General features: G+C 37.9%; 27 protein-coding genes. All 27 read left to right on the top strand.

Going from position 1 to position 25222, the window contains the following annotated elements:
* The first annotated feature begins 1 nt into the window (after position 1).
* Positions 2-1684, top strand: a complete 1683-nt coding sequence (locus CKK03_RS13325) for a DAK2 domain-containing protein (protein WP_099363046.1) — start codon at positions 2-4, stop codon at positions 1682-1684.
* A gap of 148 nt (positions 1685-1832) precedes the next feature.
* Positions 1833-2495 carry an L-serine ammonia-lyase, iron-sulfur-dependent subunit beta gene (sdaAB, locus tag CKK03_RS13320; RefSeq protein ID WP_099363045.1) on the top strand — a complete coding sequence of 221 codons (663 nt, stop codon included), beginning with the start codon at positions 1833-1835 and terminating at the stop codon, positions 2493-2495.
* 46 nt (positions 2496-2541) lie between these two features.
* On the top strand, positions 2542-3429 hold the full coding sequence (gene sdaAA, locus CKK03_RS13315; protein WP_099363044.1) for an L-serine ammonia-lyase, iron-sulfur-dependent, subunit alpha: 888 nt from the start codon (positions 2542-2544) through the stop codon (positions 3427-3429).
* Positions 3422-5470 carry an ATP-dependent DNA helicase RecG gene (gene recG / locus CKK03_RS13310; protein ID WP_099363043.1) on the top strand — a complete coding sequence of 683 codons (2049 nt, stop codon included), beginning with the start codon at positions 3422-3424 and terminating at the stop codon, positions 5468-5470. The genes sdaAA and recG overlap by 8 nt, the downstream gene beginning before the upstream one ends.
* A gap of 115 nt (positions 5471-5585) precedes the next feature.
* Entirely contained in the window at positions 5586-6164 is a 579-nt protein-coding gene (fapR, locus tag CKK03_RS13305; RefSeq protein WP_099363042.1) for a transcription factor FapR, read from the top strand.
* Between the two features lie 65 nt (positions 6165-6229).
* Positions 6230-7231, top strand: coding sequence for a phosphate acyltransferase PlsX (plsX, locus tag CKK03_RS13300; protein ID WP_099363041.1), 1002 nt, complete (start codon positions 6230-6232; stop codon positions 7229-7231).
* Positions 7232-7243: 12 nt separating this feature from the next.
* On the top strand, positions 7244-8188 hold the full coding sequence (gene fabD / locus CKK03_RS13295) for an ACP S-malonyltransferase (RefSeq protein WP_099363040.1): 945 nt from the start codon (positions 7244-7246) through the stop codon (positions 8186-8188).
* Between the two features lies 1 nt (position 8189).
* The gene (gene fabG / locus CKK03_RS13290) at positions 8190-8930 is read left to right on the top strand and encodes a 3-oxoacyl-[acyl-carrier-protein] reductase (RefSeq protein ID WP_099363039.1); all 741 of its coding nucleotides are present in this window, start codon (positions 8190-8192) and stop codon (positions 8928-8930) included.
* A 124-nt stretch (positions 8931-9054) separates the two neighbouring features.
* On the top strand, positions 9055-9288 hold the full coding sequence (locus CKK03_RS13285) for an acyl carrier protein (RefSeq protein WP_099352471.1): 234 nt from the start codon (positions 9055-9057) through the stop codon (positions 9286-9288).
* Between the two features lie 60 nt (positions 9289-9348).
* Complete coding sequence (rnc, locus tag CKK03_RS13280) at positions 9349-10080, top strand: ribonuclease III (RefSeq protein WP_099363038.1); 732 nt, start codon at positions 9349-9351, stop codon at positions 10078-10080.
* A 130-nt stretch (positions 10081-10210) separates the two neighbouring features.
* The gene (smc, locus tag CKK03_RS13275) at positions 10211-13780 is read left to right on the top strand and encodes a chromosome segregation protein SMC (RefSeq protein ID WP_099363037.1); all 3570 of its coding nucleotides are present in this window, start codon (positions 10211-10213) and stop codon (positions 13778-13780) included.
* A 17-nt stretch (positions 13781-13797) separates the two neighbouring features.
* Positions 13798-14787 carry a signal recognition particle-docking protein FtsY gene (ftsY, locus tag CKK03_RS13270; RefSeq protein WP_099363036.1) on the top strand — a complete coding sequence of 330 codons (990 nt, stop codon included), beginning with the start codon at positions 13798-13800 and terminating at the stop codon, positions 14785-14787.
* A gap of 153 nt (positions 14788-14940) precedes the next feature.
* On the top strand, positions 14941-15270 hold the full coding sequence (locus tag CKK03_RS13265; RefSeq protein WP_099363035.1) for a putative DNA-binding protein: 330 nt from the start codon (positions 14941-14943) through the stop codon (positions 15268-15270).
* Between the two features lie 14 nt (positions 15271-15284).
* Entirely contained in the window at positions 15285-16625 is a 1341-nt protein-coding gene (gene ffh, locus CKK03_RS13260; protein ID WP_099352396.1) for a signal recognition particle protein, read from the top strand.
* A 148-nt stretch (positions 16626-16773) separates the two neighbouring features.
* Positions 16774-17046 carry a 30S ribosomal protein S16 gene (gene rpsP / locus CKK03_RS13255; RefSeq protein ID WP_077617792.1) on the top strand — a complete coding sequence of 91 codons (273 nt, stop codon included), beginning with the start codon at positions 16774-16776 and terminating at the stop codon, positions 17044-17046.
* Positions 17047-17060: 14 nt separating this feature from the next.
* Positions 17061-17291: a KH domain-containing protein gene (locus CKK03_RS13250; protein WP_099363275.1), complete on the top strand. Its 231-nt coding sequence runs from the start codon at positions 17061-17063 to the stop codon at positions 17289-17291.
* Between the two features lie 65 nt (positions 17292-17356).
* Positions 17357-17743, top strand: a complete 387-nt coding sequence (locus tag CKK03_RS13245) for a YlqD family protein (RefSeq protein WP_099363274.1) — start codon at positions 17357-17359, stop codon at positions 17741-17743.
* A gap of 11 nt (positions 17744-17754) precedes the next feature.
* Positions 17755-18267: a ribosome maturation factor RimM gene (gene rimM, locus CKK03_RS13240; RefSeq protein WP_099363034.1), complete on the top strand. Its 513-nt coding sequence runs from the start codon at positions 17755-17757 to the stop codon at positions 18265-18267.
* A 1-nt stretch (position 18268) separates the two neighbouring features.
* Positions 18269-19006 (top strand): tRNA (guanosine(37)-N1)-methyltransferase TrmD, encoded by a 738-nt coding sequence (trmD, locus tag CKK03_RS13235; protein ID WP_099363033.1) that lies wholly within the window; start codon positions 18269-18271, stop codon positions 19004-19006.
* Positions 19007-19140: 134 nt separating this feature from the next.
* Positions 19141-19485, top strand: a complete 345-nt coding sequence (gene rplS, locus CKK03_RS13230; protein ID WP_010282490.1) for a 50S ribosomal protein L19 — start codon at positions 19141-19143, stop codon at positions 19483-19485.
* Between the two features lie 145 nt (positions 19486-19630).
* The gene (gene lepB, locus CKK03_RS13225) at positions 19631-20164 is read left to right on the top strand and encodes a signal peptidase I (protein ID WP_099352400.1); all 534 of its coding nucleotides are present in this window, start codon (positions 19631-19633) and stop codon (positions 20162-20164) included.
* A 51-nt stretch (positions 20165-20215) separates the two neighbouring features.
* Entirely contained in the window at positions 20216-21058 is an 843-nt protein-coding gene (gene ylqF, locus CKK03_RS13220) for a ribosome biogenesis GTPase YlqF (protein ID WP_099363032.1), read from the top strand.
* An 83-nt stretch (positions 21059-21141) separates the two neighbouring features.
* Positions 21142-21918: a ribonuclease HII gene (gene rnhB / locus CKK03_RS13215; RefSeq protein WP_099363031.1), complete on the top strand. Its 777-nt coding sequence runs from the start codon at positions 21142-21144 to the stop codon at positions 21916-21918.
* Positions 21918-22511, top strand: coding sequence for a hypothetical protein (locus CKK03_RS13210; protein ID WP_099363030.1), 594 nt, complete (start codon positions 21918-21920; stop codon positions 22509-22511). The genes rnhB and CKK03_RS13210 overlap by 1 nt, the downstream gene beginning before the upstream one ends.
* On the top strand, positions 22508-22798 hold the full coding sequence (locus tag CKK03_RS13205; RefSeq protein ID WP_099363029.1) for an EscU/YscU/HrcU family type III secretion system export apparatus switch protein: 291 nt from the start codon (positions 22508-22510) through the stop codon (positions 22796-22798). The genes CKK03_RS13210 and CKK03_RS13205 overlap by 4 nt, the downstream gene beginning before the upstream one ends.
* A 293-nt stretch (positions 22799-23091) precedes the next feature.
* The gene (gene sucC / locus CKK03_RS13200) at positions 23092-24252 is read left to right on the top strand and encodes an ADP-forming succinate--CoA ligase subunit beta (protein ID WP_099363028.1); all 1161 of its coding nucleotides are present in this window, start codon (positions 23092-23094) and stop codon (positions 24250-24252) included.
* 17 nt (positions 24253-24269) lie between these two features.
* Positions 24270-25172 carry a succinate--CoA ligase subunit alpha gene (gene sucD / locus CKK03_RS13195; protein ID WP_099352406.1) on the top strand — a complete coding sequence of 301 codons (903 nt, stop codon included), beginning with the start codon at positions 24270-24272 and terminating at the stop codon, positions 25170-25172.
* Positions 25173-25222: the final 50 nt, after the last annotated feature.

The following is a 25222-nucleotide window of genomic DNA, read 5'->3' as shown; positions in this document are numbered from 1 at the left end:
AGTGTCAATTACTACATTAGATGGAAAACGTTTTGCGAAAATGGTGTTATTAGGTGCTACTCACTTATCTAATAACGCAAAGATGGTAGATGCACTAAACGTTTTCCCTGTCCCAGATGGTGATACAGGAACGAACATGAATCTTTCCATGACATCTGGTGCAAAGGAAGTAAAAAATAATGTTACCCCACATATCGGGAAGGTCGGTGCATCCCTAGCGCGCGGATTATTAATGGGTGCACGAGGTAACTCAGGTGTTATCCTTTCTCAGCTCTTCAGAGGTTTTTCTAAGGCAATTGAGCAGAAGGAGACTTTAACTGCCGCTGAATTTGCCCATGCATTTGAAAATGGTGTAGAAACGGCTTATAAAGCAGTTATGAAACCTGTTGAGGGGACGATTCTAACAGTTGCTAAGGATGCTGCGAAACGTGCGGTTGATGTAGCAAAAAATGAAACTGACATCATTATCGTGATGGAAGAATTAGTGAAAGAAGCAAAAGCTTCATTGGATCGTACACCTGATCTGCTCCCAGTACTTAAAGAGGTTGGGGTTGTAGACAGTGGTGGTCAAGGTTTATTACTTGTTTATGAAGGTTTCCTTTCAGAACTAAAAGGTGAAACAATTGATAATATGTCCATTTCTTCACCATCAATGAACGAACTTGTTAACGCAGAACATCATAAAAGTGTTCAAAGCCATATGAATACTGAAGATATCGTGTTTGGTTACTGTACAGAATTCATGGTGAAGTTTGAAACTGAAAAAACGAGCAGAAATCCATTTGCTGAAGAAAAGTTTCGCAATGATTTAAGCAAATATGGTGATTCTTTATTAGTTATTTCAGACGATGATATCGTAAAAGTACATATTCATTCCGAACAACCGGGTGAAGTTTTATCATATGGACAACGGTATGGAAGCTTGATTAAAATGAAGATCGAAAATATGCGAGAGCAGCATACTGCAATTCTAAATGAAGATGAAACACAAACACCTGTACAAGTTAAAAGTAGTAAAGAAAAAGAAAAATTTGCAATTATCACTGTTGCAATGGGTTCAGGAATTACTGAACTCTTTAAGAGTATCGGTGCTCATGTAGTTATCGAGGGTGGACAAACGATGAATCCAAGTACGGAAGATTTTGTAAAGGCAATGGAATCGGTACATGCAGAGAACTTCATTCTTCTACCTAATAACAAAAATATTATTATGGCGGCAGAACAAGCAGCAGCTGTTGTTGAAGCAAATGTTGTTGTTGTCCCATCAAGAACAGTGCCACAAGGGATGTCTGCATTGTTGGCATTTAATCCATCCGGTGAATTGGAAGCAAATCAGTCATCCATGACAGATGCATTAAGTAATGTCAAAACGGGTCAAATCACATATGCAGTCCGTGATACAAATATAGATGGAATTGATATTTCAAAAGATGATTTCATGGGGATTGCTGAAGGTAAAATTGTTGTTACAGATAAAGATAAGCTGAAAGCGGCAAAAGATCTTTTAGCAAAAATCATTTCTGCTGAGGAGGATGAAATTGTTACCATCATATATGGACAAGATGCCTCAGAAGATGATGTGAATGCAATTGTCGAATATCTTGAGGATGAGTTTGAAGATATCGAAGTTGAAGTGCATAATGGTGAACAACCGCTTTACGCATTTATTTTCTCAGTTGAATAAGCTATAAAATAGAAGGGATTTATCCCTTCTATTTCAATGTTTGGGGACAATTTCCTGTAGCTAAAATAGTTTTAGAGAAATAGAGTAATATGTAGGAACATAGTTTGACCTAACTCCATAATTCTATAGTATGTAAGGAGGAGATAATATGAAATATAGAAGTGTTTTTGATATTATTGGTCCGGTTATGATTGGTCCTTCAAGCTCGCATACAGCTGGGGCAGCTCGTATTGGAAGGGTTGCAAGAAGCTTATTTGGTCGTGAACCAAAATGGGCAAACATCTCCTTCTATGGATCATTTGCAGAAACATATAGAGGCCATGGAACAGATGTAGCAATTATTGGTGGTCTTCTTGATTTTGATACATTTGATGAAAGAATTAAAATTTCATTGGATATCGCCAAAGAAGCAGGCATTCAGATAAAGTTCATCGAAGAAGAAGCTGTTCCTGAACATCCTAATACAGCCAGAGTACTGATTGGTGATGATGAAGGGGAACTAGAGCTTGTAGGTATTTCCATTGGCGGGGGAAAAATTGAGATTACTGAACTAAACGGCTTTAAGCTGCGCTTATCAGGTAATCATCCGGCAATTCTTGTTGTCCACAATGATCGTTATGGTGCGATTGCAGGTGTTGCCAACGTACTTGCAAAATATGCGATCAACATTGGGCATATGGAAGTAGCTCGAAAAGAAAAAGGGATGCAAGCCCTTATGACAATTGAAGTGGATCAAAACATCGAAGGACCTGTCTTAGATGAATTATCTTCTTTACCCAATATTATTAAGGTAGCTAAGATTGTCGACTAAGTTCATTGTTAATTGGATACAAGTTTAATCGACAGGAGGATTTTATATGTTTCGTAATGTTGCTGAGTTAGTAGTGCTTGCTACTTCTAAAAATATGAAAATAGCAGAAGTGATGATTGAACAAGAGGTTGAAGTAACAGGAAAAACTCGTGAAGAAATCATCACGCAAATGGAACGAAATCTTGAAGTAATGGAAAAAGCTGTCGAGAGAGGATTGGCTGGCGTTTCGTCGCATTCCGGTTTAACAGGTGGAGATGCTGTTCTCTTACAGAATTATATACAAAAAGGAAACTTTTTAACGGGTAAAACAGTCTTGGACGCTGTTAGCAAAGCTGTTGCGACTAATGAAGTTAATGCAGCAATGGGAACGATTTGTGCGACTCCAACTGCAGGCTCTGCAGGTGTTGTACCAGGTACTTTATTTGCTGTGAAAGAAAAATTGAATCCAACTAAAGAGCAAATGGTTCAATTTTTATTTACTGCTGGTGCATTTGGATTTGTTGTTGCAAACAATGCTTCTATTTCGGGTGCTGCTGGAGGCTGTCAAGCTGAGGTTGGATCTGCTGCTGGAATGGCTGCTGCAGCGATTGTCGAGATGGCAGGTGGTACTCCACAGCAATCTGCAGAAGCAATGGCGATCACTTTAAAAAATATGCTTGGACTAGTATGTGACCCTGTGGCAGGACTTGTCGAGGTCCCTTGTGTTAAGAGGAATGCGATGGGAGCAGCGAATGCAATGGTTGCTGCAGATATGGCATTAGCAGGAGTTACAAGTCGAATCCCATGTGATGAGGTAATCGATGCGATGTATAGAATTGGTCAGACAATGCCAACGGCACTAAAAGAAACAGCGCAGGGAGGACTAGCGGCAACCCCAACAGGTCGTGCTCTAGAAGCAAAGATTTTTGGGATTTCGCTAAACAAAAGTGAATAGTCAACTCAAGCAACCTGTCACTGAAGTAAAAGGAATAGGCGAGGAGACAGGATTACAGCTTAACGAGATGCACATCTATTCCATTCTTGACCTACTTTTGTACTTTCCATATCGATTTGAAGACTATAGTCTAAGAGACCTTGCAGAGGTTAAGCATGAGGAGAAAATAACGATTGAGGGAAAAGTTCATAGTGAACCACTATTAACCTATTACAATCGTAAACGCTCGCGCTTAACTTTTAGGGTCTTAGTTGGTCGTTACCTTATTACAGCGACCTGCTTTAATCGGCCATATTACAAAAATAAAATATCGCTAAATGATACTATTACAATTTCCGGAAAATGGGATCAACATCGTCAAACAATAACCGTTAGTGAAATTGTTTTTGGTCCAATGACAAAAGACAATCGGATTGAACCGGTTTATTCAACAAAAGGGAAGATCACCGCTAAAGGAATGAAGCGGTTTATGGCACTTGCTCTTGGGCAGTTTGGTGATCAAATTGAGGACAATCTCCCAGAACAATTATTAACCACATACAAGCTCTTACCTAAGAAAGATGCTATAAAAATCATGCATCATCCATTAAGCCATCAAGATTTAAAACAGGCTAGAAGACGCTTTGTGTATGAGGAGTTTCTCCTTTTTCAGCTGAAGATGCAGGCACTTAGGAAATTTGAACGGGAACAAACGATGGGTTCAGCAATGGACTTTCAGATAGACAAATTAGAAGGATTCATGAAGGCACTGCCATTTCCTTTAACAAATGCCCAAAATCGGGTTGTTACTGAAATTATCAATGATCTCCGCTCTCCATATCGAATGAATCGCTTGCTACAAGGTGATGTAGGTTCAGGTAAGACGGTTGTTGCAGCTATTTCATTATATGCCGCAATCCTTTCAGGGTATCAGGGAGCATTAATGGTACCAACAGAGATTTTAGCGGAACAGCATTCACATTCGTTAATGGGGTTATTTTCCGAGTACGGGTTAAATATTCAACTGTTAACAAGCTCTGTCAAGGGGAAACGAAGAAGAGAAATCCTCGAGCAGCTTAAAGTTGGTGAAGTTGATATTTTAGTTGGTACTCATGCTCTAATTCAAGATGAAGTTAACTTCCATAAGCTTGGACTGGTAATTACAGATGAACAGCATCGCTTTGGTGTTGAACAGCGCAGGATTTTGCGGGAAAAAGGTGAAAATCCTGATGTGCTTTTTATGACTGCAACACCAATTCCAAGAACTCTTGCGATTACTGTTTTTGGCGAAATGGATGTCTCGGTAATCGATGAGATGCCAGCGGGAAGGAAAAAAATTGAAACATATTGGGTGAAGCATGAGTTACTAGAACGGATATTGGTGTTTATCGAAAAAGAGCTTGCTAAAGGTAGACAAGCCTATGTAATTTGCCCTCTGATTGAGGAATCAGATAAGCTCGATGTACAAAATGCAATTGATGTTCATTCAATGCTTTCATTTCATTTTCAAAACAAAGCAAAGGTCGGTTTAATGCATGGTCGATTGTCCGCAGACGAAAAAGAGGATGTAATGAGACAATTTAGTGAAAATGAAGTTCAAATTCTAGTTTCGACAACAGTAGTTGAAGTTGGTGTGAACGTTCCCAATGCGACTTTGATGGTGATTTATGATGCAGAACGATTTGGACTATCTCAACTTCACCAATTGCGTGGACGTGTCGGACGGGGAAGTGAACAGTCTTATTGTATCCTTCTTGCTGATCCAAAATCTGAAGTGGGAAAAGAACGAATGCGGATCATGACGGAAACAAATGACGGCTTTGTCTTATCAGAAAAAGATTTAGAACTTCGTGGACCAGGTGACTTCTTTGGACGAAAACAAAGTGGTGTTCCCGAATTTAAAGTTGCGGATATGGTCCACGATTACCGCACCCTAGAGGTCGCGAGAAATGATGCTACTAAACTCATAAATTCTCATGTGTTTTGGAAAGACCAATCATACAAACACCTTAGGGAGGATTTATTACAATCCGGTATTTTAGATGGTGAAAAACTTGATTAAAACCCATTTCGTTTAGGGCAGCTTGTGAGGAGGATTTCTTCTTGCAATCTGCTTTTTTTAATTATATACTAACTATTAGTACCTAGTCTTAAGAGTGCGGACGGTGTGTTTTTAAATGAGAAAGAGTAAAAAAGAACGGCAACAACTACTGCAGGAAACGATCCAGGTAAATCCATTTATAACTGATGAAGACTTAGCGGAAAAGTTCATGGTAAGTGTTCAAACAATTCGATTGGACCGATTAGAACTATCAATTCCTGAACTACGTGAGCGAATCAAGAATGTTGCTGAAAAAAAATTAGAAGATGAAGTTAAAGCTTTACCAATTGACGAGGTTATTGGTGAGATTATTGATATTGAATTAGATGAGAATGCAATTTCTATCTTTGATGTAACACAGGAGCATGTATTTAAACGTAACCATATAGCTCGTGGACATCATCTCTTTGCCCAAGCAAATTCACTAGCAGTTGCTGTCATTAATGATGAGTTAGCACTTACGGCAAAAGCGAATATTCGTTTTACCCGACAAGTAAAACTAGGCGAGCGTGTCGTCGCGAAAGCAAAAGTGAACGGTTCTGAGGAAAAAGGGAGAACTATCGTAGATGTAAATAGCTATGTCGGAAATGAACTGGTGTTTTCCGGTGAATTTACGATGTATCGTTCTAATAAACAAGTAAAAATTGATTCATAATAGAGAACAAACTCAGGTATTGAGCATCGGACTACCTAAAAGCAAACAAAAGGAATGATACAAAGATGAAACTTGCAATTGATGCAATGGGTGGAGATCATGCCCCGGAGGAAATTGTAAAGGGAACAATAACCGCTTTAAAGCATTATAAAGACCTTGAAGTTACTCTAATTGGTGATGAAGTAAAAATTCGCAAATACTTAACTGAAGATGAAAGAATCACAATTATACATACAACAGAAGTAATTGAAGGTACGGATGAACCTGTAAGGGCTGTTAGAAGAAAAAAGAACGCATCGATGGTTTTAATGGCGAAAGAGGTTAGTGAGGGACGTGCAGATGCCTGTATTTCTGCAGGAAATACTGGGGCATTAATGACTGCTGGACTCTTTATCGTTGGCCGAATTGAGGGAATTGATCGACCAGCTTTAGCACCGACTTTACCAACTCTAGATAAAAAGGGATTCCTCATGCTTGATGTTGGTGCAAACGTTGATGCAAAGCCTGAGCACTTGCTTCAATATGCGATTATGGGCTCCATCTATTCTGAAAAGGTACGTGGAGTTGCAAATCCTAGAGTAGGCCTATTAAATGTCGGTACAGAAGATAAAAAAGGGAATGAATTAACGAAACATGCATTTGAAATGATGAAAGCTACAAATCTTAATTTCGTTGGAAACGTAGAGGCAAGAGATCTGCTTGATGGAGTTGCTGATGTTGTTGTTACAGATGGATTTACAGGCAACGTGGCTTTAAAGACAATTGAAGGTACTGCACTTTCCATGTTTAAAATGTTGAAAACAGCTTTTACAAGCAATCTAAAAAGTAAAATAGCTGCTGGTCTATTAATGCCAGAATTAAAGGTATTAAAAAAGACATTAGATTACTCAGAATACGGAGGAGCAGGATTATTTGGATTAAAGGCTCCTGTTATTAAAGCACATGGTTCTTCAGATGCAAATGGTTTATTTAGTGCCATCCGTCAAACCTATGAAATGGTAGAAAAAGATGTAGCTGGAACAATACGTAAAACATTAGAGGATATGAATCCTACAGTAGACGAATAGGGGGAATAGAGAATGAGTAAGATTGCATTCGTTTTTCCAGGACAAGGTTCTCAGACCGTGGGGATGGGGAAGGAATTAGCAGATTCTTCAGAAACGGCTCAAAATATTTTTACTAGAGCAGACAGAGCACTAGGAGAGGAACTGTCCTCACTTATCTTTAATGGACCACAGGAAAAATTAACACTGACTACTAATGCTCAACCATCTCTTTTAACGACGAGTATAGCGATTCTTGAAAAATTCAAGCAAGCAAATCTAACACCTGAGTACGTAGCGGGACATAGTCTTGGTGAGTATACGGCATTAGTAGCTGCTGGCGCTCTGAGCTTTGAAGATGCTGTTCGTACAGTACGCAAACGTGGCGAATTTATGGAGGAAGCTGTACCTGCTGGCCAAGGCACAATGGCAGCAATCTTAGGGATGAGTAGTGATGACTTACACGCTGTAACCGAAGAGATATCTGGTTTGGGTCATCCAGTACAGCTGGCGAATATTAATTGTCCTGGCCAGATTGTTATTTCAGGTTCTACCGAAGGAGTAAAAAGAGCTTGTGAATTAGCAAAGGAAAAAGGAGCAAAACGTGCGATTCCACTTGAAGTAAGTGGACCGTTTCATTCATCATTAATGGAGCCTGCCGCTGAAAAATTACGCTCCGTATTGGATCAAATTGAGATTATTGATGCATCTGTTCCAGTAGTGGCTAATGTAAATGCGGAAGAAATGACTTCGGCTGAACAAATAAAAGAAAATCTAGTAAAGCAATTATATTCACCTGTTTTATGGGAAAATTCTGTTCAATATATGCTTGACCAAGGCGTAGATACTTTTATCGAAATTGGCCCTGGAAAAGTTCTTTCTGGTTTAATTAAGAAAGTAAATCGCAGAGTAACAACATATGCAATTAGTGATACAGAAACACTCGAAGCAACAATTCGTGCTTTAAAGGGGGGAAATTAGGATGTTAAATGGCAAAGTAGCATTGGTTACCGGTGCTTCACGTGGAATAGGCCGAACAATTGCAATTGAGTTGGCAAAAGCAGGTGCAAAAGTTGCGGTAAACTATTCTGGTAGTGAACAAAAAGCAAACGAAGTTGTTGATGAGATTAAAGCATTAGGTCAAGAAGCATTTGCGATTCAAGCGAATGTGTCAGATGCAGATTCGGTGACAAATATGGTCAAAGAAGTTATCTCCACTTTCGGCAGTCTTGATATTCTCGTTAATAACGCAGGAATTACTAGGGATAATTTATTGATGAGAATGAAAGAGGAAGAATGGGATGATGTTATTAATATTAACCTAAAAGGTGTATTTCTAAGCACGAAAGCAGTCACTAGACAAATGATGAAGCAGCGTTCTGGAAAAATAATTAATATAGCTTCAATCGTGGGTGTTAGTGGAAATCCTGGACAAGCTAACTATGTTGCTGCAAAGGCTGGTGTAATTGGGTTAACTAAAACAGCCGCTAAGGAATTAGCTAGCCGTAATATTACGGTGAACGCTGTAGCGCCAGGATTTATTACGACTGATATGACAGATAAGCTTCCTGAAGACGTTAAAAATGAAATGTTAAAACTAATTCCTCTAAATAGATTTGGTGAAACTACCGATATCGCTGGAGTTGTTCTATTCCTTGCATCAGATAATAGCAATTATATGACAGGTCAAACCTTGCATATTGACGGTGGAATGGTAATGTAATTAAAGAGCCCCATGGCTATTTTTGCTAGGGTAAAAGGTATAACGAATATTACTGAGATGAAGAAAGGCTCTTGCGCTTTTCTAGTAAAACAAAATATAATACCTTGAGGGGAGGTGAATGGAAATGGCAGATGTGTTTGAGAGAATTACAAAAATCGTGGTTGACCGCTTAGGTGTTGAGGAATCAGCAGTAACTTTAGAGGCTTCTTTTAAAGATGATCTTGGAGCGGATTCACTAGACGTAGTTGAACTTGTTATGGAACTTGAAGATGAGTTTGACATGGAAATTTCAGATGATGAGGCTGAAAAAATTGCTACAGTTGGTGACGCTGTAAATTACATAAAAAGCCAGCTATAATATTTCTTAGAATGTAAGTCCCGTTAATTAAACGGGGCTTTCTCCTTGGAGGTTCATAAGGTGAAGCGGATAAATAAAGACAAAGGTAATAAATTCGCTCTAAAATTCAAAGCTTTTCAGGAGCGACTTGGAATTCAGTTTCATGATGAAGGATTACTTATTCAAGCATTTACACATTCATCTTATGTGAATGAGCATCGAAAAAAGCCTCACGAAGACAATGAACGGCTTGAATTTTTAGGTGATGCTGTTTTAGAACTAACCATTTCCAAATTCCTTTTTAAAAAGTTTCCAATCATGAGTGAAGGTGAGTTAACAAAGATGCGGGCGGCAATAGTTTGTGAGCCATCATTAGTAACCTTTGCGAATGAATTAAAATTTGGGGAACTTGTTTTACTAGGAAAAGGAGAAGAAATGACGGGTGGTAGAGAGCGACCAGCCTTACTTGCTGATGTATTTGAGGCATTTATTGGAGCACTTTATCTTGATCATGGCTTAGAGGTTGTCAACCAGTTTTTAGATAAAACAGTCATACCTAAAATTAATGCGGGTGCTTTTTCTCATGTGATGGATTTTAAGAGTCAACTACAAGAACTTGTCCAACGGGATGGAACTGGAGTTATCGAATATAAGGTTCTCCAAGAAAAAGGGCCAGCCCATAGTCGTGAATTCGTTTCACGCGTTTCTTTAAATGGCGAGGAACTTGGAATAGGCACAGGAAGATCGAAAAAAGAAGCTGAACAGCATGCGGCAGAAATTGCCTTAATAAAGCTGAAGAACAAACAAAAATAAGTAGCGTACCCCACGATATCGTGGGGTTATATTTTTGCCTATACAAGTATGGATAGAAAAAGTAATCCAATAAAATACTTGTTTATGATAAAATATGTAGGACTTTAAATTGTAATTGAGGGGGAAGTTTATGTTCCTCAAACGTTTAGATATAGTAGGATTTAAATCGTTTGCTGAAAGAATTGCAGTAGATTTTGTACCTGGGGTTACGGCGGTCGTTGGACCAAATGGTAGTGGTAAAAGTAACATTACTGATGGTATACGATGGGTTCTCGGAGAACAGTCAGCAAAATCATTGCGTGGGTCGAAAATGGAAGATATCATTTTCGCAGGAAGTGATAGTCGCAAAGCACTAAATGTGGCTGAAGTAACATTAACGTTGGATAATGAAGATCAATTTTTACCAATCGATTATCATGAAGTGAGTATAACTCGTCGTGTATACCGGTCTGGTGAAAGTGAGTTTTTAATAAATAAACAAGCATGTCGTTTAAAAGATATTGTTGATTTATTAATGGATTCTGGACTTGGCCGTGAAGCTTTTTCAATCATCAGTCAAGGAAAAGTAGAAGAAATTTTAAGCAGTAAAGCGGAAGAACGACGAAGCATTTTTGAAGAAGCAGCAGGGGTGTTAAAATACAAAACCCGTAAAAAGAAAGCAGAATATAAGCTTGCTGAAACACAGGAAAATTTAAATCGTGTTAACGACATCATTCATGAGCTTGAATCACAAATAGAGCCACTGCAAATCCAGTCTTCGGTTGCGAAAGATTATCTTGAAAAAAAGAAAGAGCTAGAAACAATTGAAGTTGGCTTAACTGTTTATGAAATTGAAGATCTTCATGAAAAATGGGTGAAGCTATCTAAGCTTGTCGAAGAGCATAAAGCCCAAGAACTTTCTTTAAACACAAAACTCCAAGGCAAGGAAGCCAAAATTGAAGAACTACGAACTGGAATTGAAGCGGCTGATTCATCAATTCATGAACTTCAACAACTCCTATTAAGGACAAGTGAAGAGCTTGAAAAATTAGAAGGTCGCAAAGAAGTTTTAAAAGAACGTAAAAAAAATGCATCGCAAAACAAAGGGCAGCTTGAAAATTCAATTCTTGAACTTTCACAAAAGCTGGAGACCCTAAAAGAAAGTAAACAAACAGAGCAGCAAGAGCTTTCGAAGCTAATTGAAGAAGTTAAAGTACTTGGGCAGCAGTTAAAAGAAAAACAAACGTTACTTGCTTCGTATGACCAAAATATTGAAGAGAAAATTGAGAATTTGAAGAGCGATTTTTTTGAGTTGCTTAATAAACAGGCTTCTTATCGAAATGAAATTGGCTATATTAAGGAGCAACTTTCACAGCAGGAAGCGAAAGTAACCCGTTTAGATGAGTCAAATCAAAAATATTTAGTAGAGCGCAAAGAAATTCTTGATGAAAAAGTACGTCTACAAACAAAGCTCTCTGTAATCGAACAAGAGATTAATCACCAAATTGTTTCTTTTAGGGACTTACAAGCAAAGCTTGAGAATGGAAAGAAAAACTATCAGAAGCAAGAGAGCATGCTTTATCAGGCATATCAATACCTGCAACAAACGAAGTCTAGAAAAGAAATGCTTGAAGAAATGCAAGATGATTATTCTGGATTCTTCCAAGGAGTTAAGGAAGTTTTAAAAGCAAGAAATGATCAACTCGAAGGAATCGAAGGTGCGATTGCAGAATTAATTCAGGTTCCAAAAGAATATGAGACCGCTGTTGAAATCGCATTGGGTGCGGCGACACAGCATATTGTCGTGGACAATGAAAAAAATGCAAGATCTGCAATCCAGTATTTGAAGAAAAATTCGTATGGTCGAGCGACATTTTTACCGATGAATGTCATAAAAGAACGTTCTATATCTGCAACTCAACTTGTCGCAATTAAAGGACATCAAGCATTTATTGGAGTAGCTTCTGAATTAATTTCCTACGAAGGAAAATATCAATCTGTCATTTCCAATCTCTTAGGAACAATTATCATCACAAAAGATTTAAAAGGTGCGAATGAACTGGCATCGCTTGTTGGACATAGGTATCGAATTGTCACGCTTGATGGTGATGTTGTAAATCCTGGTGGTTCGATGACTGGGGGAGCTGTCAAACAAAAGTCGAATTCTTTATTAAGTAGAGGCCGTGAACTTGAGGCAATAACAACAAAATTAACGGATATGGAAGTTAAAACAACAGAACTCGAAAAAACGGTCAAAGATAACAAAAAGCTAATTGCCGAGCAAGAAGAAATGCTTGAAAAGCTCCGTCAAACAGGAGAAACATTACGCTTAAAAGAGCAAACTATTAAAGGTGAATATCGAGAAGTTGCTTTGAAAGAGCAAAATGTGAATGAGCATTTAGAGTTGTATGATGATGAGAAGCAACAATATCAACTGGATAAAGAAAAGATGACAACTCGATTAGCAGAGCTTAAGGATAAATTAGCTGCTCTTGATGAAGAGCTTCACTCTTTAGACGAGACGATTGCCCAATTGAATTCACAAAAGTCTGACCAGCAAACTTCACGTGAAACGGTACAAACAGAAATAACAGAGCAAAAGATTATTTTAGCTAGAAAAAAACAAGCACTTGAACATCAACAAGAAAAGGTGAATCGATTAGAGGAAGAGTTTAATGATGTGCATGCTAAGCATACTGACTTAAAAGAGGATTTAGCGCTTCTTGATAATGAAATGACTTCTAGTAACTCAGGTGAATTAGAGCTTGAAGAAGCAGCAAAGAAAAAATTAAATGATAAGAACGAAGCGATCCAAATGATTAGCAACAAGAGAGACCATCGCCTCCAATTACAAATGACACTTGAAGATTTAGAGCGTGAATTAAAGGAATCAAGACGACAGTATAAGCAGCTCGTAGACATACTTCAAGATGAAGAGGTAAAGGTGAATCGCTTAGATGTTGAACTTGAGAATGGTTTAACACATCTTCGTGAGGAGTATTTATTAACCTATGAGGCTGCAAAAGAACAATTTCCTCTTCAAATCGAAGTTTCCGAAGCAAGAAAGAAGGTAAAACTGATAAAGCTTGCAATTGAAGAGCTTGGTACTGTCAACCTTGGAGCAATCGACGAATATGAGAGGGTATCTGAACGCTTTACATTCTTGACAGAACAACAAAATGACCTGCAGGAAGCAAAGGATACGTTGTTCCAAGTGATTGATGAAATGGATGACGAAATGAAAAAGAGATTTGAAACTACTTTTACAAGTATTCGTTCCCATTTCGAAAAGGTTTTCCAGGCTTTATTTGGTGGTGGACGAGCAGACCTTCGTCTATCTGACCCAAATGATTTATTGAATACAGGGGTAGAAATTGTTGCTCAGCCTCCTGGGAAGAAACTACAGAACTTAGGGCTTTTATCTGGTGGGGAAAGAGCATTAACTGCAATAGCATTGCTATTTTCAATCCTTAAAGTACGTCCCGTTCCATTCTGTGTACTTGATGAGGTGGAGGCTGCACTTGATGAAGCAAATGTGTTCCGATTTGCGCAATATTTAAAGAAATTTAGCAATGAAACACAATTTATTGTTATTACTCATCGTAAAGGTACAATGGAAGAAGCTGATGTGCTATATGGGATAACGATGCAGGAATCTGGTGTTTCTAAACTTGTTTCGGTTCGACTTGAAGAATCGAAGGAATTTGTATCGCAAACATAGAACGAAAGGGGATTTACATGAGTTTCTTTAAAAAATTAAAAGACAAGATTTCAAATCAGGCAGACTCAGTAACCGAAAAATTTAAGGATGGATTATCAAAAACTCGTAATTCCTTTTCAGAGCGAGTTAATGATTTAGTTGCACGCTATCGAAAGGTTGATGAGGACTTTTTTGAAGAACTTGAAGAAATATTAATCGCTGCAGATGTTGGCGTATCTACTGTGATGGAACTTATTGATGAATTGAAGATGGAAGTCAAACGAAGAAACATTCAAGACACAAAAGACGTCCAAAGTGTGATCTCGGAGAAACTTGTTGAGATTTACCAAGGAAACGAGGAACAATCACCCAAGCTAAATATTCAGGAGGAAGGCCTTACTGTCATTTTAGTTGTGGGTGTTAACGGTGTGGGTAAAACCACATCAATTGGTAAAATTGCAAACCGCTTAAAAAATGAGGGGAAAACTGTCCTTTTAGCAGCGGGAGATACATTCCGTGCAGGTGCAATTCAGCAGCTTGAAGTTTGGGGCGACCGTGTCGGTGTAGATGTAATCAAACAATCAGAAGGTTCAGATCCAGCAGCAGTTATGTATGATGCTGTTCAAGCGGCAAAATCCCGAAATGTTGATGTGTTAATATGTGATACAGCGGGACGTCTTCAAAATAAGGTCAACCTGATGAAAGAGCTTGAAAAAGTTAAACGCGTCATTGAACGTGAATTACCAGGTGCTCCGCATGAAGTCTTACTTGTTCTTGATGCAACAACAGGACAAAACGCATTAACCCAAGCTAAAACATTCTCAGCAGCTACAGATGTAACGGGAATTGTATTAACGAAATTAGATGGTACAGCTAAAGGCGGAATCGTCCTGGCAATCCGTAATGAACTAAACATTCCTGTAAAACTGATCGGACTTGGGGAAAAAGTAGACGACCTTCAGGAATTTGATGCTAAAAACTACGTGTACGGTCTATTTGCAGACCTTGTCGAGAGTACAGAAGAATAAGTAACAATTTAGAGCCTGATTATTCAGGCTCTTTTTTTTTAGGAAGTTTGACAATTAGTATTTGATAGTAAAGTAAATTAACTTGACAACCCATTGTGAAATAGGTAAACTATTGAGTTGTAAAGGTATTTCACTTAACAAGGGGGAGATACTATGCTTGAAAAAACAACGAGAATGAATTATCTCTATGATTTCTATCAATCGTTGTTAACGCCAAAGCAAAGAAACTATATGTCTTTATATTACCTAGATGACTTTTCCCTTGGTGAAATAGCAGAGGAATATGAGATTAGTCGTCAAGCTGTCTATGATAATATCAAGCGTACAGAGACAATGCTTGAAGAGTACGAGGAAAAACTGTTACTATTTCAGAAATTTCAAGAGCGAAGAAAACTGATTACCGAGCTAAAACGACTTTCACATCAATATGATGATAGCGCAGAGCTTCAAAATGTGATACAGTTGCTTGAGAAATTAGAATAAGGGGCGGTGAAAAAATGGCATTTGAAGGATTAGCCGACCGACTGCAAGGGACACTACAGAAAATTCGCGGTAAGGGAAAAGTATCAGAATCCGATGTAAAGGAAATGATGCGAGAAGTACGTCTAGCACTACTTGAAGCTGACGTAAACTTCAAAGTTGTAAAAGATTTTGTAAAGCGTGTCAGCGAACGAGCTGTTGGACAAGAGGTAATGAAAAGTTTAACACCAGGACAACAAGTTATAAAAGTTGTTCAGCAGGAGCTTACAGCCCTTATGGGTGGTGAGCAAAGCAAAATTGCGGTTGCCAAAAGACCGCCAACCGTTATTATGATGGTTGGTTTACAGGGTGCAGGTAAAACCACAACTACTGGGAAGCTTGCCAACCTATTACGTAAAAAACACAATCGTAAACCACTTCTTGTTGCTGCAGATATCTATCGTCCAGCTGCGATTGACCAATTACAAACATTGGGAAAACAACTTAATATGCCAGTCTTTTCACTTGGCGATCAGGTAAGTCCTGTTGAAATAGCAAAACAAGCAATCGATAAGGCAAAAGAAGAGCATCATGATTATGTGTTGATCGATACAGCGGGACGTTTGCACATTGATGAAGAACTGATGGACGAGCTTAAACAAGTCAAAGAAGTGACTCAGCCTGATGAGATTTTCCTTGTTGTTGACGCAATGACAGGTCAAGATGCAGTCAATGTCGCACAAAGCTTTAATGATCTACTGGGTTTAACGGGTGTTGTTTTAACCAAGCTTGATGGGGATACCCGCGGTGGTGCAGCATTATCAGTTAAAGCTGTTACAAACACACCAATTAAATTTGTGGGTCTAGGTGAAAAATTAGATGCTCTAGAACCATTCCATCCTGAACGTATGGCTTCACGTATTTTAGGGATGGGGGATGTGCTTTCACTCATCGAAAAAGCCCAAGCTTCCGTTGATGAAGATAAAGCGAAAGAGCTAGAAAAGAAATTTAAGTCAATGTCCTTTACATTTGACGATTTCCTCGAACAGTTAGCACAGGTGCGTAAAATGGGTCCTCTTGATGAGGTTCTTGGTATGCTCCCAGGTGCTAACAAAATGAAGGGGCTGAAGAATGTTCAGGTTGATGATAAACAAATCGGTCATGTCGAGGCTATCATCCGTTCTATGACGAAGGCCGAGAGAGAACAACCTGAGATCATCAATTCGAGTCGTAAAAAGCGAATTGCAAAAGGTAGCGGTCGAACTGTTCAAGAAGTAAACCGTCTCTTAAAGCAATTTGAAGATATGAAGAAAATGATGAAGCAAATGACAAACATGACAAAAGGTAAGAAAAAAGGATTCAAATTTCCTTTTATGTAAGAAAAAAATAAGAAAAGGTACAGCTTTTTCTTGAAAAAATGTAGTAATAATAACCATTTCATTGATGTAAAGAAAAAACACTTTACAAACAGATGTGGAACAGTTAATATTATATCTTGTTGAAATATTTTCGGAGGTGCTATATAAAATGGCAGTAAAAATTCGTTTAAAACGCATGGGAGCAAAAAAATCTCCTTTCTATCGTATCGTTGTAGCTGATTCTCGTTCACCACGTGATGGACGTCAAATTGAAACAGTAGGAACTTACAACCCAGTTGTTCAACCTGCAGAAGTTAAAATTGATGAAGAATTAGCATTAAAATGGTTACAAAATGGTGCTAAACCATCTGACACAGTTCGTAACTTGTTCTCAAAACAAGGAATTATGGAGAAATTCCATAACGCAAAAAACGGTAAGTAATGGGTAACTTACAGATGAAAGAGTTAATTAAAACGATCGTACAGCCACTTGTTGATCATCCTGAAGAAGTCGAAGTCACTGAAGACTCTGACGACCGTAATATCACTTATTTGCTAAGCGTAAATAAAGATGATATGGGTAAGGTTATCGGGAAACAAGGCCGTGTTATTAAGGCGATTAGAACTGTTGTCTATGCAGCAGGAACAGGACATAATAAACGAATTCATCTAGAAATTAACGAATAATCACTAAAAGGGAGAGGGCAACCTCCCCCTTTTTTTCTATAAAAAATCATGAGGGTTGTGTGCGTGTGAAAATCATCCAAACAGTTGAAGTTAAACAAATCTTAACGGATAATAGCAAAACAAAGCTCATTGATTCATTACAAACCAATAAAGATCAACTACTTAAAGAATGCGAGCAGCTCAAGTTTGAACTAAAAAAGATGGAAAAGCTTAAGAAATTTGATTCTGCAAAAATTAACCTTTATTTCACTAATGAAATGAACCTTAGGCAAGAAAAAATCAAACAATTTGAGTTCCAAATCGAACAAATACATATGCTACCCATAGGCAGTGAAATAAAAGAAAAAGAAGTACAATCTATTATTGATATAAATGTAGGGGATAACTGGGATGAAGTAACAACTGCACGAACAATTATAATTAAAGAAGGAATAGTTGAAGAAATTCGTTAGAGGTGAAATAAATGGACAAATGGTTTAACGTCGGAAAAATTGTAAATACACATGGAATCAAAGGCGAGGTTCGCATAATTTCGAGAACGGATTTTCCTGAAGAACGTTATAAGGTTGGAAATACATTACATATCTTTATAGCAGATAAAGAACCTATAGAAGTTACAGTCCAATCGCACCGAACTCATAAAAATTTTGATCTAGTTACTTTTGAGGGCTACGACAACGTTAATGATGTGGAGAAGTTTAAAGACTCCCTAGTGAAAGTACATGAAGGTCAACTCGGTGAATTAGAGGAAGGAGAATATTACTTCCACGAAATTATTGGCTGTACTGTTGTAACAGAGGAAGGCGAAGAACTAGGTGCTATCAAAGAAATATTAACACCAGGTGCGAATGATGTGTGGGTTGTAAAAGGTGCAAAGGGTAAGGAAATATTGATTCCGTTTATTGATGATATCGTGAAAGAAATTGATATTGAAGAAAAAAGAATCACCATTCACCTCATGGAAGGATTAATCTAGCATGAAAATTGATATCTTAACCCTTTTTCCAAATATGTTTAATGGTGTACTTGGTGAATCCATTTTAAAAAAGGCACAAGAAAAAGAGAAAGTTTCATTTAGGGTCGTAAATTTTCGTGAATATGCCGATAACAAACATCAAAAAGTTGACGACTATCCTTATGGTGGTGGAGCTGGAATGGTATTAATGCCACAGCCCATCTTTGATGCCGTGGAAGACCTTACTACACAAACGGAATCAAAACCTAAAGTTATACTCTTATGCCCGCAGGGAGAAAGATTTACCCAACAGAAAGCCGAACAATTGGCAAAGGAAGATCATTTGATTTTTATTTGTGGTCACTATGAGGGCTATGATGAACGGATAAGAGAAAATCTAAGTACGGAGGAAATTTCAATTGGTGATTTTGTCTTAACTGGTGGTGAACTGGCAGCAATGGTTATCTCAGATAGTGTTGTTCGACTTTTACCAGGAGTATTAGGTAATGAGGACTCACCAGTGCTTGATTCTCATAGTACGGGATTACTAGAACACCCTCATTATACAAGACCTGCAGATTTTAGAGGCATGACTGTACCTGATGTCCTTTTATCTGGTAATCATATGCATATTGAAGAATGGCGGGAAAAAGAATCGCTTAGACGAACATATAATAGAAGGCCTGATTTACTTGAAAGCTATAAACTTTCGCCAAAGCAAGAAAAATGGTTAAAAGAAATTAAAATAGATGAAGAGTAACTATTGCAACGGTAACAGGATTATGGTAATATACTCTTTGTGACTTGGGCAAATTGTCCGTTGTCTTATTAAGATGTTCCGCTGCAATGAATGAATATTGGTAAGAGCATCTGTTGGAAGGAGTTGAAAAGACGATGCAAAACATTATTGAAGAAATCACAAAAGAACAATTAAGAACTGACCTTCCTGTTTTCCGTCCTGGAGATACAGTACGTGTACACGTTAAAGTTATCGAGGGTACTCGTGAGCGTATTCAGGTATATGAAGGTGTTGTGATTAAGCGTCGTGGTGGTGGAATTAGCGAAACTTTCACTGTTCGTAAGGTATCTTACGGAGTTGGTGTTGAACGTACATTCCCAGTGCATACACCAAAAATTGCGAAGCTTGAAGTAGTACGCCGTGGTAAAGTACGCCGTGCGAAATTATACTACTTACGCGAACTTCGTGGTAAAAAAGCACGTATTAAAGAAATTCGATAATAAACGAGAAAGGAGCTTGTATAAAATTAACAAGCTCCTTTTACATTTGCGCAAATTCTATTTATAATAGTAGGATAATACATACTCTATTCTTATATAAAAAAGCTATTTGGTAGATGAGAAAAGAACAGGTGGAGGAGCAATGATGGCCAAACAAAAAAATGAACTTTGGGAATGGATTAAAGCGCTAGCCATTGCTGTCATATTAGCAGCAGTAATCCGTTATTTTTTCTTTGCACCGATTGTAGTAGACGGGCTTTCAATGATGCCAACCTTACATCACCAAGACCGCATGATTGTGAATAAGATTGGCTATAAGGTTGGTAAACCAGATCGCTTTGACATCGTAGTCTTCCATGCAACCGTCGAAAAAGATTACATCAAGCGGATAATAGGATTACCTGGTGATCGAATTGAATATAAAAACGATATCCTCTACATTAATGATGAACCGTACGAAGAACCCTATCTTGATGAATATAAGAAAAACCTAATTGATGGACCACTTACAGATCCATTTATTTTAGAGGAAGTCCCAGAGGGTCACCTGTTTGTCATGGGGGACAATCGCCGTTACAGTAAGGACTCACGCCATATCGGCCCAGTTCCAATCAGTGAAGTCCTAGGTGAGACGAGCCTAATCTACTGGCCACTATCTGATTTTGGTATTGTAAAATAGGTTATAAGAGACAACTTCCAAAAAAATTAACCATATAAGTTGGTGAAGATATTGACAATTCAATGGTTTCCAGGCCATATGGCAAAAGCGAGAAGACAGGTTACAGAAAAACTCTCTCTCATCGATATTGTATTCGAACTTGTAGATGCTAGGATTCCCGCATCATCCCGAAACCCAATGATTGATGAAATAATTAAAAATAAACCAAGACTTCTCCTTTTGAATAAAGCAGATATGGCCGATCCAAAAGTAACAAAAGAATGGATTTCATATTATAAAGAAAATGGCATACATGCCCTTGCTATTAATTCACAAGAAGGTAATGGCATGAAGCAAATCGTTAGTGAAGCAAAAGTAATTTTAAAAGATAAATTTGACAAAATGGCTGCAAAAGGGATTCGACCACGAGCAATCCGAGCATTAATCGTAGGGATTCCGAATGTCGGTAAATCGACATTAATTAATCGCCTAGCAAAGAAAAACATTGCACAAACGGGCGACCGTCCTGGTATTACGAAAGCTCAGCAATGGATTAAGGTTGGTAAAGAGTTAGAGCTCCTTGATACACCGGGAATTCTATGGCCAAAATTCGAGGACCAAGAAGTGGGTCAAAAATTAGCAACAACTGGAGCTATTAAAGATACAATTCTAAATCTGCAGGATATTGCTGTGTATGCCCTTCGGTTTTTAGAAGAGAATTATCCTGAGAATTTAAAAGAACGTTTTGGTCTTGAAGAAATTCCAGATGATATCGTATTGCTATTTGATGAAATTGCCAAACGTCGTGGTAGCATGATGTCTGGTGGATTGGTAGACTATGATAAAACAGCTGAATTAATTATTCGAGAAATTCGAACTGAAAAATTAGGCAGGCTTACATTTGAGAAACCTTAAGGTTCGCTTTATAGCGAACCTTCATTTTTTTAAAAAGATGACGATAAAACATACATACAGCACTAGAAATTGAAGGTGAAAGCATGTCACAATTGACAATCAAAGATATCGAAAATAAATTATCCACGATACATAACGAACAAGAGCAGTTTCTAAAAGACTGTGAAAATGATTCCCGTAAAGGGGTTCAAGTTCTATTGCAACGATGGAGAAAGAAAAAAGCCGAAGAAAAGGCCTTAGAGCAACAATTTAAAGAAATGACCCAATACGAGCAAGGCCTTTATAATAAAGGGTATCGTTTTATAGCAGGTGTCGATGAAGTCGGTCGTGGCCCCTTGGCAGGACCTGTAGTTGCGGCTGCTGTCATTTTACCTCAAGACGCCTTTTTACCGGGCGTAAATGATTCAAAAAAACTAACGGAACAAAAGCGAGAAGAATTATTTCAACAAATAACAGAGTGCGCGATTTCGATCGGTATCGGGATCATACCGGCAGAAGTTATTGATGAAGTAAATATTTATCAAGCAACAAAACAAGCAATGAAAAAAGCACTTTTGGCTCTTTCTAAAAAACCCGATCAACTTTTAGTAGACGCAATGGAAATACCAATTGATATCCCACAAACGTCAATCATTAAAGGCGATTCAAAAAGTGTTTCAATAGCAGCGAGCTCAATTATTGCAAAAGTGACTAGAGACCGTTTAATGGTTCGCTTAGGTCAGGAATATCCACAATACGGGTTCGAAAAGCATATGGGATATGGTACAGCATATCATCTTGATGCGCTAAAAAAATATGGCGTTACAAGCGAACATCGACGTTCATATGCACCCATTCGAGAGTTAATAGAGGTAAAATGATGATTCCAATTCATTTAATTCAAGCAATATTTAAGAGTGGAGCAGTACAAAAGCTTCACTCTCTTTCGAATTCAAGTCAAAGAGAACAAAAAACACAGAGTTCATCCACCAACCTACCAATCTTATTATCAGCTAATACGAGTGAAATCTCTAGTACCTCTCAACATAGTCCATTACATCAAATGGACACAGTTGACCTAACATCAAATGATTTAAGCCAATTTCTTCAGCAACAATTTAACTTTCATACCCCAGATAATAAGAACATTTCACTTCGGATGTCTGGTAGGAAGAAAAATGGGGAAATTGACTCTGATTTTTGTCGTCTACTTTTTTCGCTAGAACTCAAAAATTTAAATGAAGTAGTCATTGATGTTAAGGTTCAAAATCGCATTTTATCACTAGTCATCTATAATCAATCAGAAGGAATTGAGTCGATAGTTAGTGATTTGAAATCAACACTGCAAACTAATTTGGAACCATTAGGGTATCAGCTTTCATCTGTAAAAATATGTAACCCGATAGACAGGGAAAAAGTGATTAGTCAAACTGACTCAACTAAGGTTCATGAAAGAGTAGATTTGAAAATATGAAAAAAATACAAAAGAACAAAGTGAAAATGGCTGTTGCCTTATCATACAACGAAAAAATAGATTCTGAGCCTAAGGTAGTTGCAAAAGGTAGAGGGCTCGTAGCTAAAAATATAATTGATAAGGCCGAGGAACATAAAGTCCCAATCCAAGAGGATACAGCTTTAGTTGAGATATTAGGGGAACTTAGAATAAATGAGGGGATTCCAGAAGATTTATATCAAGTCATTGCAGAAATTTTTGCTTTTGTTTATCAAATGGATAAAAACCTTGAAGAATCGAAAAAATAGTTTCGTGGTATAGTAAATTAGTCATTATTTGCAGAAAAAAGAACAAATTCAAGCGAAATGGTAGACAAGTAGTTAATTCAGTTATAAAATGAAAGCGCAGTCTAATTTTGTCGAGTTAACGTCATAAAGATTTGGGAAAAAAACCCTATCTCAGTATGATGTAAATTTCTATGCAAATAAGATTTTTCGGAAAAATTATAATTGTCATAGAAAGTTGAAAAAAGAAAATGTATAATAACATTTGGACTGACAAAAAATTCTTTGCTTTTTTACATAAGAATGGAGGATGGGAAATGAATATCCATGAGTATCAAGGAAAAGAGATCCTCAGACAATATGGGGTAGCTGTTCCAAATGGTAAGGTTGCTTTCACGGTTGATGAGGCTGTTGAAGCTGCAAAAGAACTTGGTTCCCAAGTTTGTGTTGTTAAAGCACAAATTCACGCAGGGGGTCGTGGTAAAGCGGGTGGAGTTAAAGTAGCGAAAAACCTAGATGAGGTTCGTACATATGCTAATGAAATCCTAGGTAAAACGCTTGTAACACACCAAACAGGACCAGAAGGTAAAGAAGTAAAACGTCTTCTAATTGAAGAAGGCTGCGATATTAAAAAAGAGTACTATGTTGGACTAGTACTTGATCGTGCTACTTCTTGCGTTGTTTTAATGGCATCTGAAGAAGGTGGAACAGAAATCGAAGAGGTTGCTGAAAAAACACCTGAAAAGATTTTCAAAGAAGTAATCGATCCTGTAGTTGGATTATTACCATTCCAAGCTCGTCGAATTGCTTTCAACATTAACATTCCAAAAGAATTAGTGAATCAAGCCGTTAAATTCATGACTGCTTTATACACTGCTTTCGTTGAAAAAGATTGCTCAATTGCTGAAATTAACCCATTAGTTGTAACAGGCGATGGTAAAGTAATGGCACTTGATGCTAAATTAAACTTTGATTCTAACGCATTATACCGTCAAAAAGACGTACTTGAGTACCGTGATTTAGACGAAGAAGATGCGAAAGAAATTGAAGCATCTAAATATGATTTAAGCTATATTTCATTAGACGGAAACATCGGATGTATGGTAAACGGTGCAGGTCTTGCTATGTCTACAATGGACATTATTAAGCACTACGGTGGCGACCCCGCGAACTTCCTTGATGTTGGGGGCGGCGCTACTGCTGAGAAAGTTACTGAAGCATTCAAAATCATTCTATCTGATGAAAACGTTAAAGGTATTTTCGTAAATATCTTTGGTGGAATTATGAAGTGTGATGTAATCGCTGAAGGTGTTGTAACTGCAACGAAACAAGTAGGCTTGGAAATTCCTCTAGTAGTACGTCTTGAAGGAACAAACGTAGATTTAGGTAAAAAGATTTTACAAGAATCTGGTCTGAACATTACAGCTGCTGAATCAATGGCAGACGGTGCACAAAAAATCGTATCACTAGTAGGATAGAAAGGCAGGGGACAAACATGGGTGTTTTTGTTAATAAAGATACAAAAGTAATTGTTCAAGGGATAACAGGTGCTACTGCATTATTCCATACAAAACAAATGCTTGAATATGGTACTAAAATTGTTGGTGGTACTTCACCTGGTAAAGGTGGAACTGAAGTAGAAGGTGTTCCTGTATTTAATACTGTAAAAGAAGCAGTAGAACAAACAGGTGCAACAGCATCAGTAATTTATGTTCCTGCTCCATTTGCAGCAGACGCAATTATCGAAGCAGTTGATGCTGAATTAGACTTAGCAATCTGTATTACTGAGCATATACCAGTATTAGACATGGTGAAAGTGAAACGCTATATGGAAGGTAAGAAGACTCGTTTAGTAGGTCCTAACTGTCCAGGTGTAATCACTGCTGATGAATGTAAAATCGGAATCATGCCTGGGTATATCCATAAAAAAGGGCATGTAGGTGTTGTATCACGTTCTGGTACATTAACATATGAGGCTGTACATCAATTAACTCAAGCTGGAATTGGTCAAACAACTGCAGTAGGTATTGGTGGAGACCCTGTAAACGGAACGAACTTCATCGATGTATTAAAAGCATTTAATGAAGATGAAGAAACATATGCGGTTATCATGATTGGTGAAATCGGTGGAACAGCTGAAGAAGAAGCTGCTGAATGGGTTAAAGCAAACATGACTAAACCAGTTGTTGGATTTATCGGTGGCCAAACTGCACCTCCAGGAAAGCGTATGGGCCATGCTGGTGCGATTATTTCGGGTGGTAAAGGTACTGCTGCTGAAAAGATCAAAACAATGAATGAATGTGGAATTAAGGTCGCTGAAACACCATCAGTAATGGGTGAAACTTTAATTTCTGTTCTTAAAGAAAAAGGTTTATACGAAAAGTGTAAAACTCACTAATAAATACTTGAAAGAGGCAGTTCTTGTCTAAGAACTGTCTTTTTCTGATG

Source organism: Fredinandcohnia onubensis (assembly GCF_002734215.1).
Lineage (GTDB): Bacteria > Bacillota > Bacilli > Bacillales > Bacillaceae_L > Ferdinandcohnia > Ferdinandcohnia onubensis.
Note: the sequence above shows the minus strand (reverse complement) of the source record. Positions and strands in the feature narration are given on the sequence as shown.